General features: G+C 71.6%; 10 protein-coding genes. 7 read left to right on the plus strand and 3 right to left on the minus strand.

Annotation, left to right across the window (positions count from 1 at the left end; all coding sequences use genetic code 11):
• The first annotated feature begins 21 nt into the window (after positions 1-21).
• Together AC0VYL_RS19760 and AC0VYL_RS19765 are read left to right on the plus strand one after the other, a co-directional pair.
• Positions 22-1,248: an FAD-binding oxidoreductase gene (locus tag AC0VYL_RS19760; RefSeq protein WP_475454887.1), complete on the plus strand. Its 1,227-nt coding sequence runs from the start codon at positions 22-24 to the stop codon at positions 1,246-1,248.
• 43 nt (positions 1,249-1,291) lie between these two features.
• Positions 1,292-2,641 (plus strand): (Fe-S)-binding protein, encoded by a 1,350-nt coding sequence (locus AC0VYL_RS19765; protein ID WP_475481098.1) that lies wholly within the window; start codon positions 1,292-1,294, stop codon positions 2,639-2,641.
• A gap of 193 nt (positions 2,642-2,834) precedes the next feature.
• Here AC0VYL_RS19765 and dapF read toward each other — a convergent pair whose 3' ends face one another.
• Positions 2,835-3,650: a diaminopimelate epimerase gene (gene dapF / locus AC0VYL_RS19770; protein WP_475454893.1), complete on the minus strand. Its 816-nt coding sequence runs from the start codon at positions 3,648-3,650 to the stop codon at positions 2,835-2,837.
• 119 nt (positions 3,651-3,769) lie between these two features.
• Here dapF and miaA point away from each other — a divergent pair, with 119 nt between their 5' ends.
• The gene (gene miaA, locus AC0VYL_RS19775; protein ID WP_475481099.1) at positions 3,770-4,762 is read left to right on the plus strand and encodes a tRNA (adenosine(37)-N6)-dimethylallyltransferase MiaA; all 993 of its coding nucleotides are present in this window, start codon (positions 3,770-3,772) and stop codon (positions 4,760-4,762) included.
• 13 nt (positions 4,763-4,775) lie between these two features.
• Here the strand turns inward: miaA and AC0VYL_RS19780 are convergent, their stop codons facing one another.
• A complete protein-coding gene (locus AC0VYL_RS19780) occupies positions 4,776-5,456 on the minus strand; it encodes a class III extradiol dioxygenase subunit B-like domain-containing protein (protein WP_475481100.1) in 681 nt (226 codons plus the stop codon).
• Between the two features lie 242 nt (positions 5,457-5,698).
• Here AC0VYL_RS19780 and AC0VYL_RS19785 point away from each other — a divergent pair, with 242 nt between their 5' ends.
• Together AC0VYL_RS19785 and AC0VYL_RS19790 are read left to right on the plus strand one after the other, a co-directional pair.
• Positions 5,699-6,454: a TetR/AcrR family transcriptional regulator gene (locus tag AC0VYL_RS19785; protein WP_475454898.1), complete on the plus strand. Its 756-nt coding sequence runs from the start codon at positions 5,699-5,701 to the stop codon at positions 6,452-6,454.
• 16 nt (positions 6,455-6,470) lie between these two features.
• A complete protein-coding gene (locus AC0VYL_RS19790) occupies positions 6,471-7,769 on the plus strand; it encodes a cytochrome P450 family protein (protein WP_475454900.1) in 1,299 nt (432 codons plus the stop codon).
• 63 nt (positions 7,770-7,832) lie between these two features.
• Here AC0VYL_RS19790 and miaB read toward each other — a convergent pair whose 3' ends face one another.
• Positions 7,833-9,299 carry a tRNA (N6-isopentenyl adenosine(37)-C2)-methylthiotransferase MiaB gene (miaB, locus tag AC0VYL_RS19795; RefSeq protein WP_475463155.1) on the minus strand — a complete coding sequence of 489 codons (1,467 nt, stop codon included), beginning with the start codon at positions 9,297-9,299 and terminating at the stop codon, positions 7,833-7,835.
• 563 nt (positions 9,300-9,862) lie between these two features.
• Between miaB and AC0VYL_RS19800 the strand changes: the two genes are divergently transcribed.
• Positions 9,863-10,606: an amino acid ABC transporter ATP-binding protein gene (locus AC0VYL_RS19800; RefSeq protein WP_475454902.1), complete on the plus strand. Its 744-nt coding sequence runs from the start codon at positions 9,863-9,865 to the stop codon at positions 10,604-10,606.
• Positions 10,607-10,673: 67 nt separating this feature from the next.
• On the plus strand, positions 10,674-11,519 hold the full coding sequence (locus AC0VYL_RS19805) for a glutamate ABC transporter substrate-binding protein (RefSeq protein WP_475454904.1): 846 nt from the start codon (positions 10,674-10,676) through the stop codon (positions 11,517-11,519).
• Position 11,520: the final 1 nt, after the last annotated feature.

Genomic DNA, 11,520 nt, shown 5'->3' on the forward strand with positions numbered 1-11,520 from the left:
ACGAGGGCCGGGAGGCCGAGGGTGAACCTGGATGTCGATGGCTGTGACCTGCGGGAGGCGACCGTTGAGGACGCCGTGTGCGGGGTCGTGCCCCGGTACGTGGCGGCGCCGTCCGACACCGACGCCCTCGCGGGGGTGATGGCGGCGGCGCACCGGAGCGCGCTCTCGGTGACCGTGCGTGGTGGCGGCACCGCCCTGGACTGGGGTGGGCCGCCCCGCTCCCTGGACCTGGTGGTGGACGTCTCCGCGCTCTCCTGGATCGACCACATCGCCGGTGACCTGGTGGTGGAGGTCGGCGCGGGCACCCCGGTGGCCGAGCTGTACGCCGCGCTCGCCTCCGCCGGACAGCGGCTGTCCTACGACCCGGTCCGGCTCGGCGGCACGGTGGGCGGGGCGGTGGCCACGGGGGTGAGCGGGCCGCGCCGTCTGCTCTCCGGTGCCCTGCGCGACCTCGTGATCGGGATGACGGTGGTGCGCGCGGACGGGGTGGTGGCCAGCAGCGGCGGCCGGGTGGTCAAGAACGTGGCCGGGTACGACCTCGCCAAGCTGCACACCGGCGGGTACGGCACGCTCGGCGTGATCGCGTCGGTCGCCTTCCGCCTGCACCCCCTCCCGGAGTCCCTCCGGGTCGTGAGCGCGCGCGTGTCCTCCCGGTCGCGGGCCGAGGAGGCCCTGGCCGCGCTGAGGTCGACCTCCGTGGTGCCCTCAGCCGTGGAGCTGGACTGGCCCGCCGAGGGGCCGGGGCGGTTGGACGTGGTGTTGGAGGGCACCCCGGCCGGGCTGGAGGCACGTGCGGAGCGGACGGTGCGGGCCCTGGCCGAGTACGGTGCCGACGGCCCGCCCACCGTCTCCGAGGAGCTGCCCGACGGCTGGGGCCTGCTTCCCGCCGAGGGCACCCTCGCCCTGGTCACGACCCCGCCGGCGGAGAGCGTCGCGGCCGCCGCGTGGGTGTCGGAGGTGTCCGGCGCGGTCGACGCGGGCGCCCACACGCACGGGTCGGCGTCCACCGGGTCCCTGGTCGTCTCCTTCCCCCCGGGTACCGACCCGGAGAGGATCGGGCTGGTGGTCGACGGCGTGCGCTCGGCCACCGAGCACCCGCTGGTCCTGCTGCGCTCCGAACCGGACGTGCGCGCCGCCGGGATCAGCCCGTGGGGCGAGGTCCCGGGCCTGGGCCTGATGCGCGCGGTGAAGGACTCCCTCGACCCCGGGCACCGCCTCTCCCCCGGCCGGTTCGCCGGGGGGATCTGAGCCACCCGACCCCACCCGTTCGCCTCGATCCCAGGGAGCCCGCGTGACCGACCTACCGACCGAACCGGCCAGTGGTGGTCCCGGCGAGCGAGAACGGCTCTTCGGTGACCTGCTGAACGACTGCGTGCACTGCGGGTTCTGTCTGCCCACCTGCCCCACCAACGTCCTGTGGGGCCAGGAGATGGACTCCCCGCGCGGGCGCATCCACCTCATGGGCCAGATGCACGAGGAGGACGTGCTCACCGGAACGGCGGTCGGGCACTTCGACAACTGCCTGGGCTGTCTGGCGTGCGTGTCCTCGTGCCCCTCCGGGGTGGCCTACGACGCCCTCATCGAGCACACCCGGTACCGGGTGGAGGAGGAGCACCGGCGCACCCCGGGCGAGCGGGCGCTGCGCGGGGCCGTGTTCTCGCTCTTCCCCCACCGCGGGCGGCTCAGGGCGCTGCGCGGGCCCCTGCGCGCCTACCAGGCGAGCGGGGTCTCCGCGTTGGTCCGCAGGTCCGGGTTCCTGGACCGGATCTCACCGACCCTGGCCACCATGGAGCGGATCGCCCCGCCCCTGTCGGCTCCCCCTCCCCCGCTGCCCGAACTCGTTCCGGCGGTCGGTGAGCGGCGCGCCCGGGTGGGCATGCTCGTGGGCTGCGTGCAGGGCGCGTTCTTCCCCGAGGTCAACACGGCCACGGCCCGGGTGCTGGCCCTGGAGGGCTGTGAGGTGGTGATCCCGCGTGCCCAGGGGTGCTGCGGGGCGCTGTCGGGGCACTCGGGGCGACTCAGCGAGGCGGCGGAGTTCGCGAAGGGCCTGATCGAGGTCTTCGAGGCCCGCCAGGTGGAGCGGATCGTGGTGAACTCCGCCGGGTGCGGGTCCAGCATGAAGCACTTCGACCGGACCCTGGACGAGGCGGGGGCGGGACCGGCGTGGGTGGGGCGGGCGCGGGCGGTCTCGTCGAAGGTGGTGGACCTGACCGAGTACCTGGTGGCCCTGGGCCCGCGCGCCGAACGCCACCCGATCCCGCTCCGCGTGGCCTACCACGACGCCTGTCACCTGTCCCACGGTCAGGGCGTCACTGGCCAGCCGCGTGAGCTGCTTCGGCAGATCCCCGGGCTGGAGGTGGTGGACCTGCCCAACAAGGAGGTCTGCTGCGGTTCGGCGGGCGTGTACAACCTGTTCAAGCCGGAGGCCGCGAGCGAGCTGGGCGACCGCAAGGGCGCGGACGTGGCCTCCACCGGGGCCCGGGTGCTGGTGTCGGGCAACCCCGGCTGCTCCCTCCAGATCGCCTCCGCCATGGAGCGCGCGGGTTCGTCGGTGGCGGTGACCCACACCGCCCAGATCCTGGACGCGTCCCTGCGCGGCCTGGACGCGGGCCGGTTCACGGGGGCACACGGAGGCGGGTGAACCGTGCGGGGACCGGGCGGCGGCGGGGAGAACACCGCTCGCCGCCTGTCCCTTTCCTCCGAGGGGAACCTTCGATGTCCCGGAGACGAGACGGGGGATTCCCGCACGACGACACCGTCCGCGACGCCTGCGACGACGCCTTCGACGTCGCGGCGCGGAACGCGCTCTCCCCGCGCTGAACCGCCGGGTCCCGTCAGAGCAGGATGGTCTCGCCCTCGGCGACGATCACGGCGGGGCCGGTCAGGCGGGCGCCCGAGGCGTCCACGTGGACCGTGCACTCACCGCCGGGAACGCGGACCCGCCACGTGGCGTCCTCGCCCTCGGGGGTGGCGGCGGCGGCCGCCGCCACGATGCCGGTGCCGCACGAGCGGGTCTCGCCGGAACCGCGCTCGTACACGCGCATCTCCAGCACGCCGGGGCCCGCCTGGGAGTACACCTCGACGTTGGCCCCCTCGGGGAAGGCCTCGGTGTCGAGCACCGGAAGCTCGGTCAGGTCGATCCCGGCCACCGGGGCGTCGACCTCGCAGGCCAGGTGCGGGTTGCCCACGGAGATGCGGGCGCCGTGCACGACCTGTCGGGCGAGCTTGGCCGAGGAGGTGCCCAGCCGCTCCACCCGGCCCATGTCCACGGTGACGGCACCGTCGGACTCGATCACGACACCCTTGGCACCGTCGCGGCTGCCGACCTCGAACCGGTCGTCCGTGACGAGACCCGCGTGCCGCAGGTAGTGGGCGAAGACCCGCACACCGTTGCCGCACATCTCCGCGACGCTGCCGTCGGAGTTGCGGTAGTCCATGAACCACTCGGTCCGCTCGGCGGTGCGGGCGGCCGGGGCGAGCGCCTCGCCCAGCGCGCTCGTGCGCACCACCCGGAGGACGCCGTCACCCCCGATTCCGGCCCGTCGGTCGCACAGCGAACGTACGGTCTCCTCCGTGAGCTGGAGCTCCCCGTCCGGGTCGGGGAGGATCACGAAGTCGTTCTCGGTTCCGTGGCCCTTGGCGAATCGCATGCTGGCCATCCTAGACGCGCGCGCCCAGGTCATCGAACGGACCGCCGTCCCACCGAACTCCCACCGTTCTCTCACCCGCTCTGGCCCCGGAGCGGGCCGGACGTGGCTACGCTGGGGGGATGATCAAGGTGATCGCGGTCGTGGGCCCGACCGCTGTGGGAAAGTCGGACCTGGCCGTCGATCTGGCGGAGTGGTTGGAGGAACGCACCGGGCGTCGGGGCGAGGTGATCAACGCCGACTCCATGCAGCTCTACCGGGGCATGGACATCGGTACCGCCAAGCTCCCCGTGGACGAGCGCCGGGGCGTGCCGCACCATCTGCTGGACATCTGGGACGTGCACGAACCCGCCGACGTCGCCACCTACCAGACGCTCGCCCGCGAGCGGGTGGACGACTGCGCCGACCACGACGTCATCCCCGTCCTGGTGGGCGGTTCCGGGCTGTACGTGCGCGCCGTCCTGGACCACATGGAGTTCCCGGGCACCAATCCCCGCGTGCGGGCCCGGCTGGAGAACGAGCTGGCCGACGTCGGCCCCGGACTGATGCACGCCCGCCTGGCCGAGGCCGACCCCGAGGCCGCCCGCACCATCCTGCCCGGCAACGGACGGCGGATCGTGCGTGCGCTGGAAGTCATCGAGCTGACCGGGCGCCCGTTCACCGCGAACCTGCCCGACCACACCTCCTTCTACCCGTGTGTGCAGCTCGGGCTGACCGCCCCGCGCCCCGAACTCGACGAGCGCATCGACCTGCGGGTCGAGCGCATGTGGGACCAGGGCCTGCTGGAGGAGGTCCGCCGCCTCGACAAGCAGGGTCTGCGCGAGGGGCGCACCGCGTCCAAGGCGCTCGGCTACGCGCAGGCGATCGCCCAGCTGGACGGGGAGATCACCGAGACCGAGGCCAAGGAGCAGACCGCCCAGGCCACGCGCCGGTTCGCCCGCCGCCAGGAGTCGTGGTTCCGCCGTGACCCCCGGGTGCACTGGCTCCCCTACGACGCCCCGAACCTGCTGGAGCGGGCGATGACCCAGGTGGAATCGGCGCTGTCGGGGCGCACCGAGGAGCCGGGCGAGGCCCTGGTGGACATCGCCACGCTGCTGCCGAACTCCCAGCGCTGAGCGCCGTCCGGGCTCACACCCAGGCGGCCACGAAGTACCCCACGCCGTAGGGCGCCTCGTAGGCGAGGAGGTCCCCGCTGAGGGCGCCCTCCGGGGCCGCCCCGGCCAGGACCTGCCAGGCGGGGCGTCCGGCCACCATGAGTTCGAGGGCCAGCTCGGGGTCGAGCCCGGCCAGGTGGGCGGTGTCCGCCTTGCCCAGGGCCTCGGCGACGGCGTCGTCGTGGGGGACGGCCCGTTCGTCCACGTACCCCGGTGAGTGCTCGGTCCTGCGGGCGCTTCCGTCCCCCATGACCAGCAGCGCGACCCGGTCCGCCGAACCGGCGAGTTCCGCGCCGAGCTCCGCCGCGCGCTCCGGCGTGGTCCCGGAGGAAACCTCCAGGTAGCCGTCCGGTGTCAGGCCGCCGCGTTCGGACAGCCAGCGCCCGGTCGTGGCAGCCAGGTCCAGGACGGCGGGTTCCGGTCCCACCCGCAGGGCGACTCCGAAGCTGGCGAGGTCTCCCCCCGCCTCGGGCCCGAACAGGTGCTCGCGCGGGCCCCGACCCACCACGAGCAGGCGGTCGGCCCCGGCGCGGACCAGCCCGGCGACGGCGCGGTCGCAGGCCGCGCGCAGGGCGTCGAGGTCCGGCGCCGCCCCCCGGGCGACCTCGGGGAACAGCACGGGCGGATGCGGGCACACGGCGGCGGCGATCAACACAAGGGCGAGGCTATCGTTCCCGTCCGCTCCGGTTTCCCGTCCCCTCCGGCGCGCGCCACCGGTTTCCCTCCCGGGGGCTTGTCCCGGGACGCGATCTGGCTTAGATTTGACTGTGTGACCGGATTTGAAATCCAGTCACAGAGTCAGAAGGATGCGGACCGGGAACGGAGGTCTGGATATGGTCTTCGCGTCAAGGCTGGTGAGTGCCCTCACCGGCGGCCCCCGCACCGAAGGAGCCGTACGTGTCCCCGTCCGCCGACCACAACACCCAGGACCGACCCGCCTCCGGACGCGAGCTACGGGCCGACCGCATCCTCGACGCCACGGAGGAGCTGATGGTGTCCTGGGGTCACCGCAAGACCACCATCGACGACGTCGCCCGCCGGGCGGGGGTCGGCAAGGGGACCGTCTACCTGCACTTCCCCACCAAGGAACGGCTCTTCCTCACCGTCGTGATGCGCGCCCAGCACGACATCGTCGGCCGCCTGCTGGACCGTATGCGCGAGGACCCGGAGGCCGCCCGACCCAGCGAGATCGCGCGCCACATCTACCTCCTCCAGTTCGACTCCCCCGTCATCCACGCGCTCTACAACAACGGCAACGAGGACCTCAACTCCTTCTCCCGTGCCTTCCCCAAGCTGGTCAGGGACCTCTCCGAGGCCCGCCAGAAGGCCCTGAGCGAGTACTGGGACCTGCTGGAGGCGCACGGGGTCCTGAGCCCGCTGATCCCCACCGAACAGCAGTTGTACGCCTACAGCTCCACGGTCATCGGACACATGCTCTCCGAGCCCCTGCTCGCCCGGCAGGGCTACCCCGTCCCCGACCGCACCGCCCGGGCCGACCTGGCCGCACGCAGCATCCGCCTGCTCCTGGAACAGGACGTGACCGAGGCCGCCATGAGGGCGGTGCAGGCGGGGACCATCACCCTCTTCTCCGGACTCGACCAGATCCTGACCGGCGAGATCGAGGAACAGAAGCGCGTCAAACGCAGCACGTAGACCCCAGGAGGGGCACATGCCTACCGCCGCACCCGTCACCGACCACTCCCGCGACCCCGAACCCGTCAACATGCGCGACGAGGAGTTCGCCGCACGGCCGCTGGAGGTGATCGAGCGGATCCGGGCCGCGGGCGGTTCCGCGCCGGTCCTCTTCCTCGACGGCCAGCCGGGACGGGCCTTCGTCGACGACGACGACGTGCGCACCATCCTCAGCGACCGGCGGTTCGTCGTCGATCCCGAGAACGTGCCCGAGGGGTTGGAGAAGACGCGGCGTTCGGACGCCCTGGTCGCCCAGGGCCTGCGCCGCGACCTCGTCACCTACCTGACCGAGTCGATGCTGGACAAGGACGGCTCCGACCACGCCCGCCTGCGCAAACTCGTCTCCCGCACGTTCACCGTGCGCCGCGTCAACGAGATGCGCCCGAGGGTCGAACGGATCGCCGCCGACCTGCTCGCGGAGCTCCCCGGGCACGCGGACGAGGACGGTGTGGTCGACCTGATCGAGCACTTCGCCTACCCGCTGCCCATCACGGTCATCTGCGACCTGGTGGGGGTCCCGGTGGCCGACCGCGCCCAGTGGCACGTCTGGAGCCACCAGCTCACCCAGTTCGACCCGTCCCGGCCCGAGGTGATGAACGAGACCCTCGGCGCGATGATCGACCACATCCAGGCGATGATCAGCGAACGCCGGGAGCACCCGCGCGAGGACCTGCTCGACGCACTGGTGCGGGCCCGGGACGAGGGCGGCGGCCGACTCTCCCAGAGCGAACTGGTGACGCTGGTCTTCACCCTGGTCATCGCGGGCCACGAGACCACCGCGCACCTGCTGGGCAACGGTACCCGCGCGCTCCTGGAACACCCGGACCAGCTCGCCCGGCTCGGCTCCGACCCCGGGCTGCTGCCGTCCGCCGTTCACGAGATGCTCCGCGTCGGCGGGACCGCGGTCGCGGTCAAGGCCCGGTACGCGACGGAGGAGGTCCGGCTCACCCGTGGGACGGTGGCCGCCGGAGAACGGGCGGTGGCGCTGGTCGCCGGAGCCAACCACGACCCGGCCACCCACCCCGAGCCGCACCGGTTCGACGTCACCCGGCACCAGGGCAGGCCCGGCGAGGCGCACGTGGCCTTCGGGCACGGCGCGCACTACTGCCTGGGCGCGGCCCTGGCCCGCCAGGAGGGCGAGGTCGCGTTCGGCGCCCTGCTCACCACCTACCCGGAGCTGTCCCTGGTGCCCGGCCGCCCGCCGGTGCCCGACGCCGTCCCCGGGATGCTGCGACTGAGGGAACTGCCGATCCGGCTCCGGCCCGCGGGGGCGTGAGCCGCGTACGAACGGCACGAGGCCCCCGGCGCGTGTGCGCCGGGGGCCTCGGTGGCGTGCGGATCAGGCGTCGCAGCAGCCGCCGGCGGGGGCGGGCTGCTCGTCCGGAACACCGATCTTCGGCATACCCAGCAGGACGTCCGGCTTGGTGACCTGGACCGGCCTGCCCTGGCGGGCGTCCCAGGCGTCACCGGCGCGGGTGCGGCGCAGGTTCCCGATGCCGGAGTCGGCGACCAGGTGGTGCGGGGCGGCGTAGGTGACCTCGACGGTGACCATGTCGCCCGGGCGGGGCTCCTCGGAGTCGCCCACGGCGAAGTGCACGAGGCGGTTGTCGGGGGCGCGGCCGGAGAGGCGGCGGTGCTCGCCGTCCTTCTTGCCCTCGCCCTCGGAGACCATCAGTTCGACCTCGCGGCCGACCAGCTTCTGGTTCTCCTCCCAGGAGATCTGGTCCTGGAGCTCGACGAGCCGCTGGTAGCGCTCCTTGACGACCTCCGGCGGGATCTGGCCGTCCATGGTGGCGGCCGGGGTGCCGGGGCGCTTGGAGTACTGGAAGGTGAACGCCATCGCGAACCGGGACTCGCGGACCACGTGCAGGGTCTGCTCGAAGTCCTCCTCGGTCTCACCGGGGAAGCCCACGATGATGTCCGTGGTGATGGCGGCGCGGGGCATCGCCGCGCGCACCTTCTCCACGATGCCGAGGAAACGCTCCTGGCGGTAGGAGCGGCGCATGTCCTTGAGGACCTTGCTGGATCCGGACTGCAGCGGCATGTGCAGCTGCGGCATCACGTTGGGCGTCTCGGCCATGGCCTCGATGACGTCGTCGGTGAAGTCGCGCGGGTGCGGGGAGGTGAAGCGGACCCGCTCCAACCCCTCGATCTCGCCGCAGGCGCGCAGCAGCTTGGAGAAGGCCTGCCGGTCTCCGAACTCGCTGCCGTAGGCGTTGACGTTCTGGCCGAGCAGCGTCACCTCGGTGACGCCCTCGTCGACCAGGGCTCGGACCTCGGCGAGCACGTCACCGGGGCGCCGGTCCTTCTCCTTGCCGCGCAGCGCGGGCACGATGCAGAAGGTGCAGGTGTTGTTGCAGCCGACCGAGATCGAGACCCAGGCCGCGTAGGCGGACTCGCGACGGCTCGGCAGCGTGGACGGGAAGTGCTCCAACGCCTCCGCGATCTCGACCTGCGCCTCGCGCTGGACGCGGGCGCGCTCCAGCAGCGTGGGCAGGGAGCCGATGTTGTGGGTCCCGAACACCACGTCCACCCAGGGGGCGCGGCGCACGATCTCTCCGCGGTCCTTCTGGGCGAGGCAGCCGCCCACGGCGATCTGCATCCCGGGGTTGGCGTCCTTGACCGGGCGCAGGTGACCGAGGTTGCCGTAGAGGCGGTTGTCCGCGTTCTCACGGACCGCACAGGTGTTGAAGACGACGATGTCTGCGGTGGTGTCCTCAGCTGCGCGATCGTACCCAGCGTCCTCCAGCAGACCGGAGAGGCGCTCGGAGTCGTGGACGTTCATCTGGCAGCCGTAGGTCCGCACTTGGTAGGTACGACTCTGGCTCACCGTTCCAGGCTATCCGCTTCGCGGCGGCGTCCAGGACGCTCGCGCGGCGCCCGGCCCGGGGGCGCCGGGCGGAGCCGCCCGGCCCACCGGTGACGGCCACCGGAACCGGAGCGGATTCGGCCGCCGGGGACCGTTATGGACAGGTCGGGTGACCGGTTACCGGGGGCACGGTTTCCGGGGCGAGCTCTGGGCCGCCGCCCCTCTTCCTGAAGAGCTCCTTAAGGCGGAAAGTCTGTTTCCGAGAAAAGGGACGCTCCGTAACACACCAGTAATCTCCGCCCCGACCCCCGGGCCAGAACCTCCCGCGTGACCTGGAGGGACGACACCAACAGCGAGCAGGCCCGGAGTTCCGACTCCGTCACTGAGAGCGACCGACGGAAACTCTGGAGAGCGACTCCGATACTCCGCGCGACAAAAGCCTTCTTACACAGCGAAACCGATAACGGTTTTACCAATCACGCCGTAACAACTCAGCTACTCCTGGGTCAAGCAGCGTTTTCGTGATGACACGGCAACTTGGACCCATTAGGTTCCGATGCATGACTTCAACTCCTCTCGTCGTGCTGGAGAACGTCAACAAGCACTTCGGCGACCTGCACGTGCTCCGCGACATCGATCTGACGGTTAACTCCGGCGAGGTGGTAGTCGTCATCGGCCCGTCCGGGTCCGGCAAGTCGACGCTCTGCCGCACCATGAACCGGCTCGAGACGATCGACTCCGGTGTCATCTCCCTGGACGGCCAGCCCCTGCCCGCCGAGGGCCGAGGCCTGGCCAAGCTGCGCAGCGACGTCGGCATGGTGTTCCAGTCGTTCAACCTGTTCGCGCACAAGACCGTGCTCCAGAACGTGACGCTCGGCCCGATGAAGGTGCTCCGCCAGTCCAAGGCCGACGCCGATGCCCGCGGCATGGAGCTCCTCGACCGGGTGCGGATCGGCAACCAGGCGCACAAGTACCCCGCGCAGCTCTCCGGCGGGCAGCAGCAGCGCGTGGCCATCGCCCGCGCCCTGGCGATGAACCCGAAGGTGATCCTCTTCGACGAGCCGACCTCCGCCCTGGACCCCGAGATGGTCCAGGAGGTCCTCGACGTCATGACCGACCTCGCCAGCGAGGGCATGACCATGGTCGTGGTCACGCACGAGATGGGCTTCGCCCGACGCGCCGCGAACCGGGTCGTGTTCATGGCCGACGGCCAGATCGTCGAGGAGAACACGCCCGACGAGTTCTTCACCAACCCCCAGTCGGAGCGGGCCCAGGACTTCCTGTCGAAGATCCTGACCCACTAGGTTCCCCGAGCCCCGGGCTCCCCCAGATCTTCGCGTTCTTCGCACGCTCAAGGAAGAGGTACCCCACATGCGAGCACGTCGTTTCAACACCATCCTGGGCGGCGCCGCCGTCCTCGCCCTGGCCCTGTCCGCCTGTGGCACCGCCGAGGTCGGCGGTGAGGGTGACGGCGGCTCCGGCGACGGCGGCGGCGACACCATCACCATCGGTGTCAAGTACGACCAGCCGGGCCTGGGCCTGAGCGAGGGCGGCACCCCCGCCGGTTTCGACGTCGACGTCGCCACCTACATCGCGGGTGAGCTCGGCTACTCCCCGGAGCAGATCGAGTGGACCGAGGCGGCCTCCGCCAACCGTGAGTCCTTCCTCCAGCAGGGCACGGTCGACATGATCCTCGCGACCTACTCGATCACCGACGAGCGCCGCCAGGTGGTCGACTTCGGTGGCCCGTACTACGTCGCCAAGCAGGACATCCTGACCCAGGCCGACAACTCGGACATCAACAGCCCCGAGGACCTCAGCGGCAAGATCCTGTGCTCGGCCTCCGGCTCCCGCTCGGCGCACAACATCACCGAGGAGATGGAGATCGACGCCGAGCTGCGCGAGGCGGGCAACTACTCCGAGTGCCTGGAGCTGCTCAGCAACGGCACCGTCGACGCCGTCACCACCGACAACACCATCCTCGCGGGCTTCGCCGCCCAGAACCCGGACGACTTCCGGATGGTGAACAACCCGTTCGGTGAGGAGAAGTACGGCGTCGGCCTGCCCGCCGGCTCCACGGACCGCTGCGAGGAGATCAACGCGGCCATCACCAAGATGTGGGAGGACGGCTCGGCCGTCGAGTACCTGGAGGACGCCTTCGGCGCGACCGACTTCGCCTACGAGGAGTCCGTCCCCGAGCTCGAGGCCTGCGCCTAAA

Source organism: Nocardiopsis sp. iso_238 (genome assembly GCF_056173325.1).